Annotated in this window: 20 protein-coding genes, 1 tRNA gene and 1 pseudogene; 6 read left to right on the forward strand and 16 right to left on the reverse strand. The window is 43.6% G+C overall.

Features of this window, described 5'->3' with window-relative positions:
• Window positions 1-591: 591 nt before the first annotated feature.
• The 7 genes from ACM0OZ_RS20610 to ACM0OZ_RS20640 form a co-directional block, all read right to left on the reverse strand.
• Window positions 592-1,221: an L-threonylcarbamoyladenylate synthase gene (locus tag ACM0OZ_RS20610; RefSeq protein ID WP_414584680.1), complete on the reverse strand. Its 630-nt coding sequence runs from the start codon at window positions 1,219-1,221 to the stop codon at window positions 592-594.
• 241 nt (window positions 1,222-1,462) lie between these two features.
• Window positions 1,463-2,377 carry a peptide chain release factor N(5)-glutamine methyltransferase gene (prmC, locus tag ACM0OZ_RS20615; protein ID WP_414584681.1) on the reverse strand — a complete coding sequence of 305 codons (915 nt, stop codon included), beginning with the start codon at window positions 2,375-2,377 and terminating at the stop codon, window positions 1,463-1,465.
• A gap of 25 nt (window positions 2,378-2,402) precedes the next feature.
• Window positions 2,403-3,251 (reverse strand): Tic22 family protein, encoded by an 849-nt coding sequence (locus ACM0OZ_RS20620; protein WP_414584682.1) that lies wholly within the window; start codon window positions 3,249-3,251, stop codon window positions 2,403-2,405.
• A 936-nt stretch (window positions 3,252-4,187) separates the two neighbouring features.
• Window positions 4,188-4,261, reverse strand: a tRNA-Pro gene (locus tag ACM0OZ_RS20625).
• A 152-nt stretch (window positions 4,262-4,413) separates the two neighbouring features.
• Window positions 4,414-4,563 (reverse strand): hypothetical protein, encoded by a 150-nt coding sequence (locus tag ACM0OZ_RS20630; RefSeq protein ID WP_414584683.1) that lies wholly within the window; start codon window positions 4,561-4,563, stop codon window positions 4,414-4,416.
• A gap of 425 nt (window positions 4,564-4,988) precedes the next feature.
• On the reverse strand, window positions 4,989-5,540 hold the full coding sequence (locus ACM0OZ_RS20635) for a GNAT family N-acetyltransferase (protein WP_041041052.1): 552 nt from the start codon (window positions 5,538-5,540) through the stop codon (window positions 4,989-4,991).
• 237 nt (window positions 5,541-5,777) lie between these two features.
• Complete coding sequence (locus tag ACM0OZ_RS20640) at window positions 5,778-6,005, reverse strand: hypothetical protein (protein ID WP_414584685.1); 228 nt, start codon at window positions 6,003-6,005, stop codon at window positions 5,778-5,780.
• Window positions 6,006-6,086: 81 nt separating this feature from the next.
• On the opposite strand from ACM0OZ_RS20640, the gene ACM0OZ_RS20645 reads away from it, so the two are divergent.
• Complete coding sequence (locus tag ACM0OZ_RS20645) at window positions 6,087-7,058, forward strand: alpha/beta fold hydrolase (protein ID WP_414584686.1); 972 nt, start codon at window positions 6,087-6,089, stop codon at window positions 7,056-7,058.
• A 20-nt stretch (window positions 7,059-7,078) separates the two neighbouring features.
• On the opposite strand, the gene tsaD is transcribed toward ACM0OZ_RS20645, so the two are convergent.
• Window positions 7,079-8,122: a tRNA (adenosine(37)-N6)-threonylcarbamoyltransferase complex transferase subunit TsaD gene (tsaD, locus tag ACM0OZ_RS20650; RefSeq protein WP_414584687.1), complete on the reverse strand. Its 1,044-nt coding sequence runs from the start codon at window positions 8,120-8,122 to the stop codon at window positions 7,079-7,081.
• A gap of 300 nt (window positions 8,123-8,422) precedes the next feature.
• Here tsaD and ACM0OZ_RS20655 point away from each other — a divergent pair, with 300 nt between their 5' ends.
• From ACM0OZ_RS20655 to ACM0OZ_RS20665, 3 genes are all read left to right on the forward strand, one after another.
• Window positions 8,423-8,926: a Photosystem I reaction center subunit III gene (locus tag ACM0OZ_RS20655; protein WP_414584688.1), complete on the forward strand. Its 504-nt coding sequence runs from the start codon at window positions 8,423-8,425 to the stop codon at window positions 8,924-8,926.
• A gap of 124 nt (window positions 8,927-9,050) precedes the next feature.
• A complete protein-coding gene (locus tag ACM0OZ_RS20660; RefSeq protein WP_073633836.1) occupies window positions 9,051-9,194 on the forward strand; it encodes a Photosystem I reaction center subunit IX in 144 nt (47 codons plus the stop codon).
• A 333-nt stretch (window positions 9,195-9,527) separates the two neighbouring features.
• Window positions 9,528-10,046, forward strand: coding sequence for a photosystem I reaction center subunit XI (locus ACM0OZ_RS20665; protein WP_414584715.1), 519 nt, complete (start codon window positions 9,528-9,530; stop codon window positions 10,044-10,046).
• A gap of 503 nt (window positions 10,047-10,549) precedes the next feature.
• Here the strand turns inward: ACM0OZ_RS20665 and gmk are convergent.
• The 5 genes and pseudogenes from gmk to hetZ form a co-directional block, all read right to left on the reverse strand.
• Complete coding sequence (gmk, locus tag ACM0OZ_RS20670; protein WP_414584689.1) at window positions 10,550-11,146, reverse strand: guanylate kinase; 597 nt, start codon at window positions 11,144-11,146, stop codon at window positions 10,550-10,552.
• Window positions 11,147-11,316: 170 nt separating this feature from the next.
• Window positions 11,317-11,586 carry an extracellular matrix/biofilm regulator RemA gene (gene remA, locus ACM0OZ_RS20675; RefSeq protein WP_017319267.1) on the reverse strand — a complete coding sequence of 90 codons (270 nt, stop codon included), beginning with the start codon at window positions 11,584-11,586 and terminating at the stop codon, window positions 11,317-11,319.
• Window positions 11,587-11,902: 316 nt separating this feature from the next.
• Window positions 11,903-13,561: pseudogene (locus ACM0OZ_RS20680) on the reverse strand (DUF3488 domain-containing protein); the annotation flags it as partial.
• A gap of 228 nt (window positions 13,562-13,789) precedes the next feature.
• Window positions 13,790-14,770 carry a PatU gene (locus ACM0OZ_RS20685; RefSeq protein ID WP_414584690.1) on the reverse strand — a complete coding sequence of 327 codons (981 nt, stop codon included), beginning with the start codon at window positions 14,768-14,770 and terminating at the stop codon, window positions 13,790-13,792.
• Window positions 14,763-15,953, reverse strand: coding sequence for a heterocyst differentiation protein HetZ (gene hetZ, locus ACM0OZ_RS20690; RefSeq protein ID WP_414584691.1), 1,191 nt, complete (start codon window positions 15,951-15,953; stop codon window positions 14,763-14,765). Before hetZ ends, ACM0OZ_RS20685 begins: the two co-directional genes overlap by 8 nt.
• A gap of 202 nt (window positions 15,954-16,155) precedes the next feature.
• Here hetZ and ACM0OZ_RS20695 point away from each other — a divergent pair, with 202 nt between their 5' ends.
• Window positions 16,156-16,629, forward strand: coding sequence for a hypothetical protein (locus ACM0OZ_RS20695; RefSeq protein WP_414584716.1), 474 nt, complete (start codon window positions 16,156-16,158; stop codon window positions 16,627-16,629).
• A gap of 75 nt (window positions 16,630-16,704) precedes the next feature.
• Here the strand turns inward: ACM0OZ_RS20695 and sds are convergent, their stop codons facing one another.
• On the reverse strand, window positions 16,705-17,676 hold the full coding sequence (sds, locus tag ACM0OZ_RS20700; protein ID WP_414584692.1) for a solanesyl diphosphate synthase: 972 nt from the start codon (window positions 17,674-17,676) through the stop codon (window positions 16,705-16,707).
• 1,130 nt (window positions 17,677-18,806) lie between these two features.
• Here sds and ACM0OZ_RS20705 point away from each other — a divergent pair.
• Complete coding sequence (locus ACM0OZ_RS20705) at window positions 18,807-19,004, forward strand: hypothetical protein (RefSeq protein WP_096565990.1); 198 nt, start codon at window positions 18,807-18,809, stop codon at window positions 19,002-19,004.
• A gap of 63 nt (window positions 19,005-19,067) precedes the next feature.
• On the opposite strand, the gene murI is transcribed toward ACM0OZ_RS20705, so the two are convergent.
• Window positions 19,068-19,928 carry a glutamate racemase gene (gene murI / locus ACM0OZ_RS20710; RefSeq protein ID WP_414584693.1) on the reverse strand — a complete coding sequence of 287 codons (861 nt, stop codon included), beginning with the start codon at window positions 19,926-19,928 and terminating at the stop codon, window positions 19,068-19,070.
• Window positions 19,929-20,190: 262 nt separating this feature from the next.
• Complete coding sequence (locus ACM0OZ_RS20715) at window positions 20,191-22,200, reverse strand: N-acetylmuramoyl-L-alanine amidase (RefSeq protein ID WP_414584694.1); 2,010 nt, start codon at window positions 22,198-22,200, stop codon at window positions 20,191-20,193.
• Window positions 22,201-23,201: the final 1,001 nt, after the last annotated feature.

Genomic DNA, 23,201 nt, shown 5'->3' on the forward strand with positions numbered 1-23,201 from the left:
TGGAATTGTTTACACACAGCACTTAGCCGGAATACTACGATGTTCCTAACTCTTAGTACTCTTGATGATTCAGGAGCATCCATCTGACAAACCAAGCCTACTGAAGCAGGTTTAGTCTGGTGAACTCAGATTTGCCTGCCTCCAGATGCACCCTTTTATATGTTGATAAGCTGTTGCACATCTTGTTTGCACATTTAGTTAAGGGATAAAAAGTATAGGTTTAGATAAATTCACTACATCCTACACCCTTATCACAACCAAAAATACGCAATCTAAATGTGTTTTAGCTTAACAGTAAAGCGGTAAGCCTAACAAGCCTCTACTGAAGCTAAAGGATGTAGGACAAAACGGGAACTTTCATTCCCATCCAAAGTCCATACCATGTATAAACAAACGTAGTTAAGTTAGGTTGGATGCCCTGCAGCGTTACCTAAGTATTGCTCAAAGTAGGGCAAAGATGCACAAGCGCCTCATGCACCTTAAAAATAGTGCCATTCAAGTAGACAACAGACCCGTTTCGGCAAAGAGCATAGTTTCCCTAGGGAGTCGCCCCTATGCAGAAAATACTCTTTTATCTACTGAATCCAAGGCTTAAAGCTCTACATTTATAGCACCTTGCCGTAAAATTTGCCAATTCTTTCCAGTCCATTTAACAACAGTGGAAGGGACACCAATTCCTCGTATCTCGTCTTTAAGTTCCGTCGCCGCCAGAGTCAAAACATCGGGAAACTGTGCCGAGATCTCTGCCATTGTTTGTAAGGGGGGTTGACCTGATAAATTGGCACTGGTGGTTGCCAGAGGACCTGTTTGTGTCAAAATTGTCTGAGCAATCCTACAATCAGGTACTCGAATCCCTATTGTCATGAAGTGAGTCGCCTGACTCTTTTGGAGGTCTAAATCTTCATCAGGAATAGAAATCATCGCTTTTGGTACACTTGCTGAAGCAGGCAACACCAAAGTCACCGCTCCTGGCCAATATTTCTTAGCAATTCTGTGCCAAATTTCATACTCATTGTCATCGCCCGTGACAAAAGACCAGATTTCTTCCGCACTGGCTGCCATTAATATTAAAGGTTTATCGCGACTCCGCTGCTTGGCTGCATAAATTAAGCCTGCTTGTTCTGGTAAAGCTGCCAGTGCGGGAACAGTATCTGTGGGAAAACTTATTAATTGACCAGCACGTACACCAGCCACAAGGGCGTCTAGGGAAACTTGCATCAAGAGAACTCAGAATTCAGAACTCAGAACTCAGAATACCTAATTATCAGTGGACAAAGGAAGAAAATTTTCCTATATTAACGGGGACTGGGGACTTGGGACTGGCGACAGTTATCAGTTATCAGTTATCAGTTATCAGTTACCAGTTTTCAGTTATCAAGTACCATGCTGGTACTGTTCACTGCGGCTGGTACTGTTGACTATCCCTAATCCCTAATCCCTAATCCCTAATCCAAGCGCTATATTACGTACTTTTTTTATATGCCAGGGCAAAGCGCTTAATACCAGCGAAATCTTGGTGAATCTGAATGTTGCAATAACTACCTTGATTTTGCAACATTTCTTGCACGCTATCTGCTTGTCCTGCCATCATCTCAATCAGCCACACCCCACCGGGTCGTAAATAGGTGGGGGAGATTTCTATTAAATGGCGGATGCAATCCAAACCATCAGCACCCCCGTCTAAAGCGAGATGTGGTTCATGGTTAACGACTTCAAGTTGTAGGGTAGGTATGATGTTGGTGGGGATATAAGGCGGGTTAGACACCATGCCACTAAACTGACCCTTGAGCGATTCCAGAGGTTGCCACCAAGAACCTTGATAAAATCGAATGCGCTCCCCAAAACCTAGATTTTGGGCGTTTGCCATTGCAACCAGAAGCGCCTGGTGACTGTAATCAACAGCGTGAATGATTGCTTTCGTGAAAACATCTGCCAGTCCAATCGCGATCGCGCCACTACCAGTTCCCAAGTCAGCCCAGTGTCCTTGTTTTAAAGATGGATCTGTCCCACTAACACTTGCAGCGACAGCTAAATCTATCAAGGACTCTGTTTCTGGTCTGGGAATCAAAACCGCGTTTGACACAGCAATTTTATAGTTTCGCCAGGGAGTCGCTCCAGCAACATATTGTACTGGCAAATGTTCATTTAATCGCCGCTGCCAGAGTTTGTCTAAATCTTCTAAAGATAACTCTAAAGCAACCTGACTTCGGTCTTTAAATGATTCCAAACGCAATGCTAATCGGTCTAACCCAGCAACTTCTTGTAGTAACCAATCTACTTCAGCAGGTGAAATTCCAGTGGCGATCGCAGATTGAATTGCCGCGTTCCGCCACTGCCAAAGTTGCAAACCACTTAATAACGACTGCTTATCCCTCATGCCTCTATCTTAAGGCATAAATTTATTATTTTTTAGGAGCAGGTGCGGAAGGTTTGGCAGAGGGGGTTTGATTCGGAGCAGAGCCACTAGGCTTTGCATTATTTCGCTTGCTAATGACATACTGCATACTTTCGGTAGATGGGACTATAGATACTTGGCTGAGCCACGGATCATTTTTATCCCGCATAGTTTTAATAACTCCGTCTATGTCCACAACCTGAATCTCAGCCTTGGGAACTTGTTGCTTGACTTGGTTCAACAAACCTTGAGCGTCTTTTTGACTTAAAAACAGAGGAATAACTTCCTTGTTGTCAGTTTTCCGTTTAACGGATACATACCCCTTGTCTGGCGATCTAACGATAAAAACAGGCACACTGGGGAACTGCTTAACTTCTTTACCACTTTGGCGCAGCAATGTTACCGCCCCGTCTAGATCTTGCTTTCCAGGGTTAAAAGCAAACACGAGGTTGTCTGGTTTCTTAGCATTTTCTCGAAGTCTTTGATAAATCATCCCCAAGGGTACAGGTGTCACTTGCAGGCTTTTTAACATTTCTGCCATTTTCGGGTCTTTGCCTTGGACATTCTGCAGTTGGGTGATAAAAGCCTGAGCGTCCTGTCCACTCATGAAAACATCTGTCACTGTGGCTTGCTTCTTCTGCGCGTTTTGTCCGTTTTGTCCATTTTGGGCATTGACAGTACGAGTTAGAGGTACACCTTGGTTGTTAGTAATCAAAAACACTGGTACTGGGTCTAATTTTTCTTTAATTTGTTGTTCTGTCAATGCGAGCACTGGAGCATTCCCGCTAAAAACCGTTGCCAGCAGAGTACTCCCAACTAAACTCAATGTTGTGCCCCAGCGAACTAATGAATTCATGATTTCTCCTCGCATCAATACATCTAAAATCAAGTCTGACAAATAGTTGGATTTGCACAGCACCAACTAGTCTTAGTTATAGTACCTTCTTTACCAATTGACTGTGCTGTTTTTGGTGTTTCAATTTCGCCTTAGTAAAAATTGCACTCAAAGTGTAGATGCCTGCTGTATCTTAACAAGATCGGCGAGAAATCTTCTCTTTACCTAAGGCATCATCTGCCATTTTATTGGCTTTCTCACCTATAGTTGACGACAAGAAATATTAATTCGTTCCTGCTACGGCTGCTGCAAAATGTTTCAGGATTTACAGATTTTTGCACTTTTGCGGTAACTCACTCCTTAAAAATAACTTTGGCTAATAGAGAATAATAAAAGCACAATGCAGCATCATTACAGCTTGCGGGAAAACATGCAATTTATGTGTCCATACACTTACAAATCAAACTAACAGTCTAAAAACAGGCAAATGTGGACTTTTTATTTGATTTTTTGATAATATGTGCAAAAAAAACTATATTCTTTTATATGTGTATTCTTTGGTAATTTACATTACCAAATTGAGATGACAGAATTTGTAGATGCCCGACAGAAGCGACTGCGTGCTTGCTATGCCGTGGAGGTATGCTTTGCGCTCAGCGACATCCAAACTCATATTCATAAGTTCTGCGCACGTGTCCTGTGTGCCCAGCGTCTGGGACACGAGAAGGGCTGGTTAGATATTTACCAGCTATATAGCAATCCGGTTTTATTTTAAAAAAATTTAAGTATTTGTAGGGTGGGCAATGCCTATTATATCTAGGTTATATCTGGGTTTTGGTGAGCATTGCCCACCCTACGTGTATTTCTGGTAAGTATCTAACCAGCTATATAATATTATGATGTAAAAAAACCTAGACCAGTAAATTGGTCTAGGATTTATTCATTAATATTTATATATCGGGATGACAGGATTTGAACCTGCGGCATCCTGCTCCCAAAGCAGGCGCGCTACCAAGCTGCGCTACATCCCGATTACAGAAGTTAACTAACGTTCACTTTTTTCTTACACTAATAGTGCTTGCTCATTACACTAATAGTCTTTGGTTTGACTTACTTGTGTAACTTTTTGGATTAGCTTTGTAATCGTACCACGCTTTTTACTTTTTGCCAACACCCTGCTTTGTCAAGCTTTGTGTAGCATATTCTCACCTACTGCAAGCAAGTCACAACCACTTGTTTGTTGTAATTGGAAGTGATGCAATTGACACTCCCCTAGCTGAACAAATTTTGCTATCGCTGATTTGTTCGTAAAGCCAGGGGATTCTACATTCATCGTCAAAACTTGCTACTAACAGGTTTGCACCAGCTAGAGTAGAGGTTTCAACTCCTGTAGCGTTACTTCGGGAATGCCCTTCCCTAGTTTTTTGTCTTTTTAGATGTTCGTCCTACAATTAAAGTTTCGCAAGTGCTAAAGCGTTAGCTTTGCATACGTGATGTTACTGTCTTTCACATCTGTTCCGTTACTTGCTTATATTTAATCGTACTTTTCATTTTTGCTCATTCGTACGTTTTTGTCAATTGACTGTAGGCTTTAGCCTAGGTTGTGGCCTTCATCCCCGCAGCTATTGCCAAGGGGTTTTCAGCCTACCTTCTTATAAGGAATTACCGCTTTTCGCTCTATGGCAAACAGCGTCTTAATACTGAAACCTTAAAATCTTAGCTGAGTTTGTGGGAAAAGCTACTGTGTTCATTTAAAAATTAATGAGGATACCAAAACATACCTTTGATGCCTTCTGGGTCGGACATGAAACCCAAAGTCCGGTAGAAGTCTACAACATGGGGATCAGCAAAAAGAGTAACATTGCTAATTTCTTCACTCCTAAGCTTTTTGAGTACATATTTCATGAGAGCCTTACCCAGTCCTTTACCTTGAAATTCCGGATGAACTACCACGTCCCAAATTGTGGCATTAAAGGCATGATCTGACGTCGCACGGGCAAAACCAATAAGTCGCCTTTTGTTTCCTCGCACTTGCCACATAGAGGCTACGAGAAAACTATGCTCAATAGCTTTTTTCACTTTTCGCAGAGGACGACGCGACCAACCGACTGAATCACATAGTTCCTCTAGTTCATACAGGTCGATATCTCGCTCCGTACTAAAAACTATGCGAGTTTCCTGCTGATGAACTTCGCCAACACTATTAGAGCTTGAGTTACCAACAGTTTCCACTGCATACTCTTCTAAGGGTGTTGTTCTGGTTGTTGAGGTAGCTTCTGATGTACTAAACCAAGTTTTCCAAAAACCCATGCCAACGCGGTTCGGGTACTATAACTGAATTGGTTACTACTGAGAAGAGTGCTGATTCACGGATCACCGAACTACGCACCTTTTATCCCCCTTAGACAGACAGTTTTTTGTGTTTTTGCGGGATTTTGAATGACAGTAGTCAGCAAGAGTGTGTTTCACACTAATCTCTTTCAACTTTAGCATTTTGTTGTAAAGCCAAGGAGAAATTCACTAAAACAGAAGTATTTGAAAGTAAGCTTACCTCCGGCACCCATCGCGGAGGCTTTCGCCACACGGCAAGTTTAGAGCGAAGATTTTCAGTAGCCCTGAGAATTGTTGTTGGGAAGATGAGGGAGATGAAAGAGATGAGGCAGATGAGGCAGATGAGGCAGATGAGGCAGATGAGGCAGATGAGGCAGATGAGGCAGATGAGGATAGAGAGCGAAGCGAGTATTGAGGAGGATGAGGGGGATGAGGGAGATCCAAGAGAAAATTCTCCGTGTCTGGGTCTGGGTCAAGCTGCTCCTGCTTCCCCTACTGCCTGCCTGAACGGGGTACGATAGGAGTATGGCAACCATAGAAATCTTGGGCGTTCCACACGCATACGAGCTAACGGCTCCCACGGACTATCCCCACACCTTAGTTTTTATCCACGGATGGCTCAATAGCAGTGGATACTGGCAACCTGTGATTTCCCGGTTGTCAGATGATTTTCAGTGTCTTTCCTATGATTTAAGAGGTTTTGGAGAGTCCCAGTCTAGGTTAAAAACTGATTTTAGTCGAGAACAAACTTATTTCAGCTTAAGTGATAAATCTAGTCGTGCGGTTGTTAATCCCTTTGATTCTCCTTATACTCCGGCTGCCTATGCTCACGATCTAGCAGATCTCCTGCAACAATTAAACGTTAAGAGTGCTTGGTTGGTTGGTCACTCTTTAGGAGGGACGATCGCTCTTTGGGGCGCTGCCCAAATGCCTGAATCTGTCAAAGGTGTGATTTGTATTAACTCAGGTGGTGGAATTTATCTTAAAGAAGCGTTTGAGCAGTTTCGCTCGGCAGGTCAACGGTTTTTGCAACTTCGCCCGAAATGGCTTAGCCAAGTGCCTCTGATTGATTTACTGTTTACCAGAGCGAGTGTAGCACGCCCCTTGGAGCGCAATTGGGCGCGTCAGCGGGTGATTGATTTTGTTGTTGCAGATCCAGAAGCAGCTTTGGGAGCACTGCTAGATTCTACAACAGAAGAAGAAATAAACCGCTTGCCTCAACTTGTTTCTCAACTGAAGCAACCGGTTTATTTCCTTACTGGTGCGGAAGACAAGGTTATGGAACCCAAGTATGTACGGCATTTAGCTAGCTTTCACCCTCTTTTCGGCTACTGTGGTGACAATGTTATCGAAATTTCTGATTGCGGACACCTAGCCATGTTGGAACAGCCGGACGCGGTTGCTACTCACATCCGCTCTCTGATTGTGCAGTACTACAAACGAGAGGAGATGGGGGAGATGAGGGAGATGAGGGAGATGAGGGAGATGAGGGAGTAATATTCTCCTCATTCCTGTGATCACCCTTGATACAACTGCATAACTTGGGTTAACGCTAGCCTAGACTGAACGCTAAGGGTGAGAGGAGAGGTATGACCTCTGTTGAGATGGTCAGCAGCAGCAGCGCCAATCATCGCGGCATTATCGGTGCAAAATTTTAGGGGGGGGAATAACACGCGTAGGTTGTGAGTTTCTGCGGTGCGTTGTAACTGTTGTCTTAAACCACTGTTAGCTGCTACACCTCCACCAACAGCAATCGTGGAAAGACCGTAGTCTTGGGCACAAGCGATCGCCCTTTTGGTGAGCGATCGCGCTACAGTTTCCTGAAAACTAGCCGCTACATCTGCCGTTGGCAAAGACTGCTCATCTTTTTCAAACTGCTGTACTAACCGCAGTACCGCCGTCTTTAACCCACTAAAACTGGCATCATACCGATGATATCCGCCACCTGGTAAGGAGATTTTCCCTTCTGGTAAGGTAAAGGCTTGGGGATTTCCTTGTTTTGCTAGCCTGTCAATCGCTGGTCCGCCAGGATAGCCCAAATGCAACAAACGGGCAACTTTATCAAAGGCTTCACCAGCAGCATCATCACGAGTTTCGCCTAAAGTCTGGTATTTACCACAATCTTTGACGTAAATCAAGCTTGTGTGTCCACCGGAAACCAGTAAGCTAAGGAAAGGAGGCTCTAACGTTGGCTCACTCAAATAAGTTGCGTAAATGTGACCTTCGAGGTGATGAACTCCCAAAAATGGCTTGTTGTGTACCATTGCTAAGGTTTTGGCGGCAGTTAAGCCGACCAACAGCGCCCCAACTAGTCCTGGGGCACAAGTCGCTGCAATACCATCAATGTTGCTCCAGTCTAGTTGTGCTTGTTCCAAGGCTTGGGCGATCGCCTCATTTATGATTTCTAGATGCTGGCGGGATGCGACTTCCGGCACCACTCCACCATACTGCTGATGGACTGGAATTTGCGAGGCAATAATACTAGAACAAACTTGACGATTGTTAACAATTGCCACGGCGGTTTCATCACAGCTAGTTTCAATTGCCAAAACGGTTGCCATTGCTAAAAAAATGCTAAGTTCTGAGTTTTGATAGAGTCAGTGTTCAGTGAGCCGTGGTAAGTTCTGAGTCAGAAGAATCTGCAATTGGTAAAAAACAGAAAATTTTGACTCAAGACTCACCACTCATGGCTCGATGTTCCCAAAGATTTGTTTGAGAAGCTTTAACTTTTATTTACTTCAACTTTACTCGGTTCACGGGCAAGAGATATGATGACTTGCTAGTTATGCAAATCAGGATTGTACAAGCCGCCTCGTTTTGTACAAAAAATTTTTTGTTTCGTAATAAAAGGAAACAATTCCATGCGACGCTTGTTTGCTTTGATTTTAACGATTTGTGTTTGGTTCAACTTTGCCCCGCCTGCTCAAGCGCAGGTTCCAGGGACAGGTCTTGTGCCTTGCAGCGAATCTCCTGCCTTCCAAGAACGGGTACAAGCTGCCCGTGCTACTAATTTTGACCCTGCTTCCGGGGAAAAACGATTTGAGCGTTATTCTCAAGCGATATGTGGTCCAGAAGGTTTACCTCATCTGATCGTGGATGGTCGTCTCAACCATGTTGGTGACTTCACGATTCCTGGCATTCTGTTCCTCTATATTGCTGGTTGGATTGGTTGGGTAGGTCGTACCTATCTACAAACAAACAAAAAACAAGGCGGTGAGGTCGAATGGAGGGAAGTCAAAATTGAGGTACCAAAAGCACTGCCAATTATGCTGTCAGGCTTTACTTGGCCTGTAGCCGCCCTAAGAGAATTGCTGTCGGGTGAATTAACAGCCAAGGATGAAGAAATCCCCATTTCCCCACGCTAGTAAGGATTTTAAGATTGGAACTGAGTTAGTGGTTAGTAATACTTTTTGATAAGTAACAACTAACAACTAACAATTCACAATCCACAATGCTCTCATTGAACTAAGTCATTTAGGAGAATGATTCATGGCACAAAATCAGCCAAATTATCTCGTTCAATATCTTTCCCTGGCACCAGTCTTGTTGTTTGCCAATTTGATTTTTACCGCTGTTCTTTTGATCGTATTTAACTACTTCTTCCCAGATCTTCTTTTCCATCCGTTACCATAGACCCTTAAGAAAAGTTAGGAGTTAGAAATTATGAATTATGAATGATGAGTTATAAACTGATAATTCATCGTTGATATTTCATAGTTTCAAACTCCTGACTGAAAACTTATAACTTTTAAGTTTACTTAAATAAGTCGTAAAGGCAGTGCGTTCAAACGAGTCATACTGTACATACGATGCTAAGTTGTAAATATTTTAAAATATATAAAACAGGTAAATTAATTTTTATAAACTTCAATAGCAACAATGAAATTTAGCTACCAGTAACAATTATTATTAATTTGAAAATCATGCCACAATTCCATCTAGAGGAAAACAGAAAATATGGCAGATATAGCAACAGCAGTAGATGCATCAAAAAATCGCCCCAGTGACGCGAGAAATCGCGAAGTAGTCTTTCCAGAAGGGCGTAATCCGCAAAGCAGCAATCTGGAAACACCAATTAATGCTTCACCCCTAGTCAAGTGGTACATAAATGCCTTGCCCGCCTATCGCCCTGGGCATACACCTTTCAGACGAGGGCTAGAAATTGGTATGGCTCATGGTTATTGGCTTTTTGGTCCATTTGCCAAATTGGGTCCGCTGCGCGATACGGCTAATGCTAACTTAGCTGGATTACTGGCAACCTTGAGCTTTGTTGTCATTCTGACGGGTTGCCTATCTCTATATGGCAATAGCAATCCCCCTCAACCACACGTTACTGTCACCACACCCAACCCTCCAGATGCTTTTAGATCCAAAGAAGGTTGGAACGGGTTTGCCAGTGCTTTCTTAATTGGTGGTGTTGGTGGTGCGGTAGTCGCTTACTTTTTAACTAGCAATTGGGGTTTAATTCAAAATCTGTTTGGTTAATAAAGCCGCCGGAAAGCCTTAAGGAGGCTTTTTCGCATGCAGCAAGTAGTTATGAAGTCATGAGTGAGTATTTCAGCCTCGCTGCTTCACCCTTGAAACTTTCTTTGGTCATGGCTGCAAAGTTTAGGAGTTATTAGACCAAAGACAGATGATAGAAAATAAAGGACGCAAAGAAAACGTTGACATAGCTTTTTCTTGGCGTCCTTTACTTGTTGTTTGACCTCTAACAGGAGAATAACGAGCGAGTTTTACCTCTGTCAGATGGTAGAATAGACATAGTACGTGGAGACGCACTAAACTTTGCCTGAGCGTGAAAATCAGAGGATTTAGCTAACCTAAGCAAGTTGCAAGCAAAAGAAACTAGCCTTGATAGTGGCTTGACCTACACACTAGAGAAAGTTTGTATCGTCTAGGAAGTTAGAGACTGACCTAGTACGAACATAACTACTAAAATAGTGAGTGCCTTCTCAAAGAATAATCATGGCTGTCTTCCTTTAGAAGTGTCAACCAAAGATAGCCGCTTCGATTGTATTTAGAGCAGTTTCAAAATCGTCATTCACAATTTTGAGATCAAATTCATCAGCGGCACTAATTTCTTCTTCAGCACGGTGTAGGCGACGGGCGATCGCCTCTTCTGAATCTTGGGCACGACCACGTATCCGTTTCTCTAATTCACTCATAGAAGGCGGCAAAATGAAAATGCTGAAAGCGCTAGGATAAGAAGCACGAATTTGTCGTGCCCCTTTTAGCTCAATTTCCAGCACAACGCGCTTGCCAGAGCGAACTTGGTTAATGACGGCTTCCCGAGGTGTACCGTAATAGTTACCAGCAAATTCTGCCCACTCCAGTAATTCGCCAGCAGCCACCAATTGTTCAAACTCTCTACGGCTTACGAAGTAATAATCTTTGCCGTCAATTTCCCCTGGACGAGGAGAACGAGTTGTCACGGATACAGAATAATGCAGTTCTGGATGACGCTGCACAAGCGATCGCATTAAAGTGCCTTTGCCAACTCCACTGGGACCTGTCAAGATAATCAGCTTGCCCACAGGCGGGCATTCTTTAGTAGTAGCAGCACTTTTGGTAGATATAACTTGCATTATCCGGGCTCTTCGGAGTGAATTAATCAGTAGATACTATTTACTAGCCATGAGTCGGATGACTCGTGACTGAAAAAGTTTTGTAGTCTGGGTGACATAAAACCAGTTTAATTCACATCGTACTGCTGGTATAGTGCAAACAAAAGTGGGGCTATCAACCTACCGTTGAGTCAATTATCCACAGCTTGATGATGATCGCGCGTAATGACAAAGCGATTCGCTACCGTTTCTGGTTGAATCGCCGAAAGAATAACGTGACTGGAATCAGTGATAATGACAGCCCTAGTGCGGCGACCGTAAGTTGCGTCGATCAGCTGACCGCGATCGCGTGCATCGGTAATGATCCGCTTAATTGGGGCAGACTCTGGACTGACAATGGCAACGACTCGGTTGGCAGACACGATGTTGCCAAAGCCGATGTTGATTAACTGAATGTCCATAAAAAACTGACGCTCAACGCGGTGTGAGAAGCTTTGAAAGAATTATTTTCCATGTTATCCACAAAAAATAGGAGTTACAACGCTTATATTCACGCCTGTCCTCGTTTTTAACTAACAAATGCTTTTTTTAGCAATTTATTAGCCAACTTTCTTGAAAATATACCCAAAGATATAGGTAAAGCAAAGGTTAGTCAAGCAAAAAACTTGACATCAAATACTGGAAAAATACTCAATAGTCTAATCATTCAACTGTCGCGCTTGACTCGTATGGGCATACAACAACCCCTACAAACAATCTGTATTACATCCAATTGAAAACTGCTGTGGAGAAATGGTCTCGATAACCTCCTTTGTACTTGAACAAGAAAGCTTCTACCAAATCTTCTTTGTCACCTAAATATGGCAAATCTAAGGGATTTTTGGGAATACTGTAGTGTTGCTTCAGCTACTGAGCTAAATAAAGAGCTTTTTCATACGCTGAATCAAGAGTTTTTTGTGAGTTACCAACCCTTTCAGTGTTGTAGTTGGCTAAGATTTTTTCAGTGTGTTGCCTGAGTTTCTGAGCAATTTCAGGTGGGATTTGTAAGTCATATTTTTCTATACTCTCTGGATACTTAGTTGAGGCTTTTCCCAACAAAGTACGATCGCGTGGTACTTGCGAAGTAACCGTATATGTTAGACCTTCAGATAATTCCACAGGCGATTGCAAAGGAGCGCGGGCACTGGCACCTTTGCAATCGCAAAGAGCCTTCTGTATCCACAGCGATCATCGGTGTGGGGAAGTAAATTTCCTTGGGATCAGCCAAAGCTGGAATCAAGTTTGGCAAATCTGACACCACATTGTATGTTTGTACTATTTCTTGACTCTTCCCAAAGATAGGTGCTAACATAAGAAAAATTTGATATGGCAAAGGCGTTTGCTTGAGGGTTTGCACCTGCTCGTTACGTGAAATTTCCCATCCTTGGTCGGTGTAGCGGTCAAACGCCAGCACCCGCCAGAAACCGACGCCTTGCTTGCGTTTGCACTCGCATGACGACTTTGGGTTTCATCACACCTCGGAGGTTTTGGTTCATCCGGCTATTGAAACCGTAATAAAAATTATCATTCAATAGCCCTGGTTCACCAGTTTGGTTTCCTTCTCCTCGACTACTATCACCACTGCCTTGATTTTTGCCATGATCTTGACGGGCATAACCGGGATTGATGATCCTGCGTCCTGTAAAATCTCTTTGAATGTTTATCGGAGAACTTACTGGAAACATTCGCACCTGATATGCAGGAAACCGGGGCAAAACAGCAAAAATCTCCAGCCCGCGTACCACAATCAGGGTAAAAAGAAAAAAGTAAAAAGTAAAAAAATTTGAAGGTAATTTTTGATTTTTATTTTGTTCCCAAGCAAAGCGTGAGAACAATTTTAATGGCTGCAAGCCGAGGCGTGAACGGTACTCTAGAACGAGGGTTGGTAAGGCGATTGCTAAAAATAATAGCAGCACTGGGGCAAATGCGAAAGTTTGCTTTGAGCGTAGCGGCAACACCCAGCAGAATCAACCCGATGACAATTGAGTATCTCAAGTCTTTGCGGCGAGGCATATCAAAACTATGAAATACTTGGAGTTGAATTAATAACTCCGCTAAAGCCAGCCGCGTATCATTTAACTCGCCAAACAATCGCCCAAAAAAAGCCCCCAGTGCTGCTAACATTCCTATGGCGATACAGAACTTAACCGAGACATTGTAATTGTGGCGATGGTAGTAACTCCAAATCGCGCCCACTATTGAAAGCGGTACCGATCAAAGACTGAATTGAATCTCAGCACCAGTATCCGTCGCCACAATTAGGACAATGACCAACGCTAGCACGAGCACCCGCAAGGCAATTGAATTTTCCACTTCCATTAACGGCGAATCCTGCATATTTTGCCGCCAGAAAACACTTGCAGGTAGACGCCAACGTATCCTGGATTTGTTAAACATCGCAAAGGAGAAAGCAGTCTATGGGTATTTTAGTCAAGCGATGATATGGACGCCACAGATACAAAGCAAGTCGGCGAAACCGAACTCGCAAGTCTCTTCCTCATAGCAGCTTTCTGTAGACGCCCTAATGACCGCTTGTTTAAAAATGGGTTATTTTTCCAAACCAGGATATTCATTTTATATCAATGGCATTTATCAACGTGGATTGCTAGCGATGGCAAGATTTATTTACATTGTGGGAACAATCACAAACAAAAGTGGTCTTTGGTCTATTTCTTTTAACTCAACTTCCAGGGTATAAGTTTGGTTCGGTTGCGTGTCGTGTAATTCTACACTTAAGCATCCTGGGCTCGACGAATCGGCGATCGCTTGCGAGGCATCTCCCTGGAGCTTCACAATAGCTTTAGAGGGCAACTCACTTTGAACTTTTAGCTTCGTCACTGGACCTTGAGTTTGGTATTCTACCTTAAGGCTAAGAACACCTGCACTCGTTAGCCATTGCCTTTCTACCACTGGATTGGTAGCTGAAATAGGCAGAGTCAGATTTTCTAGCAGCTGTTTTGCCGCCAACAACGACAGCGCCATCTGTTGAGGAGGCTGTAAATCTGGGTACTCACTTTCTAGATTCGGCATTGTTTCTAGAGCATCCACAGAACGAGAGGGACTTCTTAGCACCAATCCGGCTAAGTCGTTCAGTGCCTGAGAATCCTCAGGAAATAAGCTCTCCACAGCAGCAACAAGTTTTGCCCCTAACGGCAGTGAAGAGGCAACGAGCGCTTGACATTTCTCCAGTAATTGCTGGAAAACTCTTTCCGGCAGTGGAATCGGCAGATTCAGCTTGGATTGCTGTGCCGCTGAAGCCCAAACCGGAACTAATTCAATCGATGGCTTGTCAAGACACTCGGGATATTCTGTAAGTTGTGCTTCCCAAGGAAATAGCGGTGGATGATTTTGAATTTGACTTTGTAACCGACGTTTAAGGACGGCTTGAAAACGTTCTTGCACAGTTGGAATTTCTCCCAGTCGAAAGGTTTGGGGTATAGATTTTAATTCAAAAGCGCCACCGTTTAGGGCGGCGACGATTTCACTAAAATTTTCTACCCCTTCATTTTCCTCACAGTGAACCAGGTTTGGCTCGCCTGCTTGGGCATCTTCTGCCAGCAACCAAGCGAGTAACTGGTTTTGTAAGGATTCTGAGTCACTATTCATGAGTAGATGCACCTGATCCGGACACTAAGGAGTTACGAATTTCCCAAGCTTGTTCCAGAATTTTAAACCACCGTTTTTGTAATTGTGCCATTGATAACCCTAAAGTTTTGGCAATTTTTTCATCCGGATGACCTTCTTGTTTCAACTGTAATAGAGACCGTTGTTTCTCGTCCAGCCCAGCTGTATACACTTCCCATTGTTGAGGAGTCAAGCCCAAATTTGTGTGTAAATCTGCTTCCAACCACTCGTGAACCAACTCCCAGCGATGTAATAAGGCAAACCGGATGAGATGGTATTTAAAGCGCTGCTGCAAATAATCTCGCTGGCGAGGAGTTAACCCCAAAATCGATTCAATTTCCTGTGCTGATAAATCTTGGAGACGGAGGGCGAAGTAATCAGCACAGTCTGATTGTTGCCGCTCTTCCAGATAATTCATCAGTTCAGTAACGACGACAGAGCGTAAGGTATCTTCTTGGGGTTCTGGCTCTGGTTGTGTTGCCATTGCACTTCGCAATTGCTGCACGGCGGGATCTTCCCAAGAGCCATCGGCTTCGTTACCACTACCTTCTGCCGCCTGTTCTATGTCTACGCAAGTTTCCGGCGGTTGTTGTTGGGAGAATGTTTGCGCTCGGAGAATAATAAGCTGTTGTTGACGCCCTGGTAAGGGAATTCGGCGCTTGGCATAACGTTCTGTAAATGCCATGTATTCTGCTAATTCTAAAAGAGTTTTGGGACTATAAGTAGCACCCAGTTGATTCTCCCGTCGGCAGGCGTTTAATGCTTCTAAGTAAAAACTTTGCAGAAAATCTTCAATGACGACGAGCCGTCCTTGATAGCTCAATTGTCTTTGAGGAGGATTGATGTAGCGATAGATAATCGCACTCAAAGTACTGTGTAATTCTATTCTGCCTCGATTGGAACCTAACTCGTAATACCTGAGACATTGTTGCAACCGATGCCGGGCTAGGGTGATTGCAGAACTTTCGACTGCACCGGTTGCTTGGATGCGCTTGCTTTCATTGCAAATTCTATAGACTTCGGCAGCAATTCGTGTTGCCACATCGCGGCAATTTTGCTCCGAAGCTTTGGTTGATTGCTGAAGCTCCTTAAAAAGGAGTTGAAATATCGCCTCTACGCCGATAGAACTTACTCCCTGAATTGTTGTGGTTGCGGTTGAATTCATAGTCCAGTGTTTAGAAAGACCCTAACATACTTAAGTACCACCTGATAACACTGTGGGTATTGGGTCAAGATTTTGCCTACAAGTCAAACGCGCCTAAATTGTGTGTTTCAGATTAGGCTGAATTTATTATTCCTGAATTTCGTTTGATTGTTTGCTCTTGATGGTGTTATTGCCCTACCCAGTCATTAGTTTACAGGTCATTATGGATTTACAAGCACAAATTCAATTGCTGATCGACAATGCACCCCAAGATGGTGTTATACCGCAACTTGTGACAGCAATCGCTCCCGTCCTTAGCGCGATCGCTCATAAATTACGCCATTCCCAGTACTATATTCTCCAAAACATGGAACAAAGCTGGGTTTTGACTACCTGCCGCGATCGCGCGAATCCACAGTTGGAAAAGCGCGTAATTTATGCTTTTCCTACAATACAGGATGTCCCACTCAGATCATCTGCTGGGCTTGACCCTCAATTGGTAGCTGCACCCATCCCTGTGATTCATATTTTGTTCCAATTGGTAGCAATGGAACCCGTAGATAGTATAGTTTTTTTTGAAACTCCTCGCACTAATACCGACTCAATCGAAGTCCGACGAGCCGACCTGCAAAACTTAATACAACAGCAGTTGCAGCAAAACAGAGTAAAAAAAGAAATTCCTCCGGATATTGCATGAAGTAATCACCTGTGAGGCATTGGTGATGGGGGATTAAGAATTATTACTTAATCCTTCATCGCGGGTTCTTCTACCCTAAAAAAGCCTAGTGAGGACGTAATCACCCATCTTAATCAAGCAAGCGCGAGATTCAGACGGTGGGAGATGCGTAATATGCTCCACAGCTAGCTTCGCATGATGAGCGGCTAACTCTTTTGCCCGCTCAATACTTTGACTGTCATGTATCAAGGATATGGCTTGCTCTAAGTCTCCTTCCTGGGCAAACTCTCTTTCTATCAGAACTTCCAAGTATTTTTTTTCTTCTAAAGCAAATAAAACTGGCGCGGTCAGATTACCACTTTTTAAATCCGATCCTGCTGGCTTACCTAAAATTTCTACCGAACCTGTGAAATCTAAAATATCATCTATAATTTGGTATGCTAAACCAAGATGACGCCCGTAGCTATACAAATGTTCGGCTGTTTCTGGAGAAACTTCGCTCAGTAACCCGGCTGCTTTAGAGCTATTGGCAATTAAAGAGGCAGTTTTGTAATAACTCTTATTGAGGTAAGTCTCAATCGAGATGCTCGCATCGAAGCGGTTCAGTCCCTGCTGTATCTCCCCAGACGCCAAATCCATAATTACCTCCGACAGCAGTTTCACCACCTGCAAATTGTCCAAATTGGCTAAATACCAAGAAGATTGAGCAAAGAGAAAATCTCCTGCCAATATCGCTATTCTGTTACCAAACAAACTGTGAACTGTGGGAACGCCGCGCCGCATCTCGGATTCATCCACCACATCGTCATGCACTAAGCTTGCTGTGTGAATCATTTCTGTAATCTCAGCTAAGCGTCGATGACGGGGCGTAATTTCTTGTTCGAGCATTGTCGCCCGCGAGATCAGGAGGACGATCGCCGGTCTTATGCGTTTTCCCCCAGATCCAAATAGGTGTTCGGCTGCTGCACAAAGAATAGGGTGACCATTTCCTACTAGCTGTGTCAAGTTGTCTGCTAGTATTTGCAGGTCGGCTTCCACTGGGGAAAAAAGGGAGGTGGCTGGGGTCATGGATGGGCAGACTCTGGCTTTATTTACGAAATTTTACATATCCTATACCCATTTTAAGATAACCCTGTGCCAGCGCAAAGTTTTCATAAAGCATTCAGCATGAGTTTTCTTTCTTAATCACCCCTAACCGAATCTGTTGTCCCAAAAACCGTCCAAAACCCAAAATTTTAGGTTTTGCGTGAAGATAGACAGGCATTGGATAACTTCCCCCACGAGTCATCACATCGGCTTTCTAGCAACTAAGGGAAGCTTCTACTTCCTCCATTCGCAGTAGTCTTAACAAAACGTTGAGATAAATTCTCTTTTACTCAAGTTAGAGAAAAAGATACTGCTGTTTTTCTACGTACATTAGCGGATACGAACAACATTTTTAATACTTACACTTAAGAAAGCAATTAGCCTGATACAGTAGACAAAAGCTCTATATCTTAACAAAAACTTCATTTTTGCTTGTCAACTCTTTAAGTAAAGCTGAAAACAAACATCGAAAAGCCTCTTACCTCTTACTTATCACCTATGACACATACTTATTTTCCTTTAGAGAATAATTTGGGCAAATGTTGTATAACCTACTCTAGAAAATTTCAAATTTAGCAGAAAAATCGGCTGAAAAGTCAGGGCCGTTGTGTTACGCTAAAGTCAAGGGATTTAAAATTTTTGAGATATTCACCCCCAGGAAAAAATAACCATTCGGTATTTTGACTTATCTGGTGTTGTGGCTCTAAATAGACTATCGTGACCTGCGACCAAAAGAGTTATCTTATTGGTCATAGTTGCGGTATGCGAACCTCTAAGGTTAAAACTATGCGCTACCCGTAAGGGAAAAAGCTGCACTTGTTTAGCGTAGCGAGAGCGCATACCTTGTACTACAAGGTAAAGTGTTTGCGGAAAAATGCAGACTAGGTAGACAGCTTCAGCAGGAGTTCAGAATTGCTGTTTAGTAATTTGACTGCTGTTGTAGGCATAGTTTGCAAGAAAAACTGAATACAAGCGAGTTTAACTGGGAGAGATAGAACTCTACCAAATATTTTCCAATGCGAAAAACAGGTACCAACAATGAGTTTGTGTAGCTGTAGTTCTGCTATTTTATTCGATTTTATATTCCTTAGACAGAAGTGCTGGCAGAAAAAATGATTTACGGAAAGATACCTATGATGATTTTTATATTAGCTTCTGGTTATTTGTTAGCAGTTTATTTACTATTAGCACTAGCAAAGCGAACCGGGAAAAAAACCACTCCTAAGGGTGCTTCTTTGGCTTCACAAGGAAAGCGCAAGCAGGAGGTTACAGTAACGCCCAAGGTAAGTGAAGCAACAAGCCTTCATTAGTATATAGTCATCAGTTATGAGTCATTAGTAGAAAGACTTTTACTAATGACTCATAACTGATAACTATATACTATAAACTGCCGTATTTGTCAACTGCACTGCCTCAACTGTTGGGTTATAACCGAGCCACAATACAGAGGACTGAGCAAATTGTTGCGGACAACCACTGACGGCGAAGCGAGTTGGCATAGCTGGGTGGGTATTTCTCAGGTTCAAGATGTCTAAATCTTGGACACAAGAAACAGCAACATATTCTGCTGGATCCACTAGCTTCACGTGTGAGGGGAGAAGCGATCGCACTACGGGTGCCAGGTGAGGATAGTGAGTACAGCCATAGACTAAAGTATCTATTTGGTGCTGTAACAATGGCTCCAAATATGAGCGTGCCACTTGTAGGGTGTAGGGGTCATGAATGCGGTTTTGCTCAATGAGCGGCACAAACTCTGGGCAACTCACTTGCCAAACTTGGACTTCGGGATTTATCTCTAGGATAGCACGGCGATAGGCATTGCTTTTAGCAGTTGCGGGAGTCGCTATCACACCAATGCGCTTTCCACTCTCAACTGCTGCCCTTGCCCCTGGCAGGATAATATCGAGGATTGGTAAAGAAAATTCCTCACGCACCGCCTCTAGCGCCAGTGCCGAACTGGTGTTACAAGCCATGACAACCATTTTTACACCTTGTTGTTGCAGCCAAGCAAGGATTTCCCGCATAAATTGTATAATTTCTGCTTGCGAACGAATTCCATAAGGAAGTCGAGCTGTATCCCCAAAGTAAATAATTGATTCATTTGGGAGTTGACGATAGAGTTGGCGCAGTACTGTTAAACCACCTACACCACTGTCAAAAATGCCAATTGGGGCACGTTGAGGTGCTTGAGAAAAATCGTAAAGATCGCCTTCAAAGATAGAAGATGGAAACACAGGCAGATAGTAATTTAAGTTTTTGGATTTGAAGATACAGGATGGTCGCGATTGTTAGTTGTAAGTTCTTCACTACTAACCCTTCAGGTATGCCAAGGGAAGAGCTCGAGCGTGTTAACAAAGACGCTAAGCGCGTTGGCATAGCCTATTTGCAGGACGTACGGTGAACGCTACTTGTTATAACGGGGGGGAGTCCCAAGAACGCAGTGGTTCACCATTCACTACAAACCACAGCAGTTATGTAGGAAGTTCTACTACATCGTTATCTTTGTCTTAAGTATAAGAGTATACCATTCGCAATTGCCTCTGCCATGCGATTCTGGTATTCTGGGCTTCCCAACCTAGGATTATCCTCCTGACCACTCATATAACCGGTTTCTACTAAAATCGAGGGCATAGAACTTTTTCTAAGAACGTAGAACCTTGCTCTGCGCACTCCTCGGTCTCTAAGGGTAGGGATACTTTGGAGAATGGTACTGTGGACGACACGAGCCAGATCTAAACCGCTGTCATAATAGTAGGTTTCCAACCCATTCACGTCCGGGCGACCACCAACAGAATTAGCGTGAATGCTGACGAACAAATTAGCATTTGCTTGGTCTGCCATGTCTACCCGTCCCTGAAGTTCCACAAAATAGTCAGCATTGCGGGTTAGCATCACCTGTACGCCTTTTTGCTGTAAGATATTTGCTATTCTTATGCTGATAGGCAAAACCACATCTTTTTCCAGCAGTCCACCCAAACCAGGCGCACCAGAGTCTTTACCGCCGTGTCCGGGGTCAATCATAATGACAACTCGTCCATTCGGTACCGGAGGGCGTAGCAGTGGCTGCGGTAGGGGCAGAGGATTATTTGTAATTGGCGGTAATGGTCGTGGGTTTGCTCTTGGTAAGGGAGGTAAACCAACGCGGGGAGTTAACGGAGAAAACGAGCGTCGTAATTCCAAAGACAAAAGCTGACCAGTCAGTTGGTTGAGTTGCCCAATTTGCACGCCTCCTGCTGGTTGGATGTAGACGACAACAGTACGGGGGTCTTGTTGTTGCAGGCGTACGCGTAGCACAGGGCTACTAGCATCAAAATTTGGACCTCTAACGGCAGCAGCCAATTTAGCATTAGGAATGGTGATGCGGAACATACCAGAAGTTCTATCCCAACCACCATTAAATGCAGACAGAGGTTGGTCGCCTTTAATCAGCAGTTGCGTCCCAGAAGCAGTCAAGTCCACAGACTCAATTGTAGATAGTGAGCCGCTGGCTGGTAAATTTACGTTGGAGTTCTGGGGGTTTATACTCCTAGGTATGTCTGAATTAGGAAGAGAATTACTAGTATTTCTAGACAAATTCCTCGTATCACCATTGGGCAAAACTACCAAACCGCCAAAACTGCTCATGCTGGCTTGCCAGTCGGGGCTATTTTTGTCTACCCACAACGTCATGCGAACACCAGGTCTTGTTCTGAGTTGAGTGAATTCAACTCGTTTTATACCATACTTATTAACTCGTAGATTCTGCTGCGATAAACGGGGTGACAGAGCTGCACCAATGATATCGATGTTAATAGCAGTCTTGTCACTGCTGCGAAATGTCTGAACTTCAGGATTCCCTCCATTTATGCGGACAAACAAACCGTCACCTGTAACGCGTAGATTCTCAATTTGAGCCAATCCTTGAGCATTGCTAATAATTGTTTCTTTTTGAGTTTGTCCTTCAATAGTATTGACAACTGTGTTCTTATTTGCTAATGAGTCAGTATTGACAACTGTGTCTTTATTTGCTGTGGAATTAGAGCTAGGTCTGACCACACTGTAAACATTGAAAGAATTATTGGAAGAAGTATTGGAAGAATTATTGGAAGAAGATGGAGCGACTTGTTCAGCTTGTGGCTTTGGTAATTGTACCATCCAGCGGCTGGCAGTTCTCCCTTCAAATTTCACTTCCTTCGGGTCGAGGGTATAACCCGGACTGAGTTCGATGACTATACGAGTTGTTTGTCCGTCAAATTGACCGACACGGACAGTGCGAATTGCACCACCAGCCACTGGTTGAACAAACGGCGGACGTCCATAGTCAGTTCCTGGCAAATCAATAACCAATCGCGTCGGGTTGAACATGAGTTGCGCCTGGGGCTGAACCGAACCTTCTGTGTTGATTTCCAATCGATTGAGATTGGCATCAAAACGCCAAGATTCCAGTTTCGCTGCTTGAGCCGGCGACGACAACATGAAGATGGCAGTAGTTGCAACAGTACCAGGTAATAACCAGTTTATTTTCACAGTGTTTTCTCCTGATTCGTATTGATGAGAGCCGTTATGATTTGAGAAGCACCCAGAACTCAGAACGAGAGAATTCCTCCAAGGTAGATACCGGAGGATTCTGTAACGATAGCGTAAGCAAACAAACGCTTCCTTGTTCTATTGAAGACGTACCGCAGGTAGACCCAAAGGGATTTCCCCCACCCTGGAAACAAGGGATGATTCTGAGTTCTTAGTTGGTCAACGTTTTGGTAAATCCTCACACTGTCACCGCTCAAAGCTAAACTGTAAAAAAGTTGTTAGCTCGTATATAGATGTTAATAGCCCTCAAGCGTGGCATGAACCTCTCATTTTTGTATGCTTTTATGGCATAGAAAATGTAGTTTGCGCTCGCATTAGATTACACCAATATAAAAATAATAGAGCAGTCAATCTTGGTCATTTCTACTTAACTCCGTCAGAATTCTATATTAAGTCGTGTGATTCCTAGATATCTTAGAGGGTATTAACTGATGTGGTAAAGAGAGTATATTGTTTGAAGTATAATCTTGGGCGCAGGCTGATGCTCCAAAGGAGCCACCCAAAGGGCGATTGGTGCCTACTGACCTTTGGTCAATTGCATCAAAAAATCAACTAATAATGTCAAAAATTATACATTTTTTTAGAAAAAGTGTAGTTCCCAGGTAGCCAGAGTTTGGGTGTAAGCGTCTAGGAGCTTACGAACACAATGGCTTGCGCCTGTACACGGGTAAGGGTGTAAGAGAACTAAAAAAGTGTTCTCCTACACCCTGTACTAACGATGACAAAAATAAAGACCGGAATCTAAGTTCCGGTAAAAGAGCTATTAGCTGAACCACGAAAACCAAACATCAGGCTCAGCGTAAACGCCTTCTGCCGCCTTTCATCGCTTGTAAGACAGCAGGGCTGAAACACTCCGGTGTGCTTCGTATTTCATCCTCAAGGGTTTTCGGGCTGGCGTCCTTATAAGCTTGCAGTATGCAAAAGCTAAAGGTCGTCAAGAG

Origin of the sequence: Scytonema sp. PCC 10023 (assembly GCF_963920835.1) — a bacterium.
Lineage (GTDB): Bacteria > Cyanobacteriota > Cyanobacteriia > Cyanobacteriales > Nostocaceae > Kalymmatonema.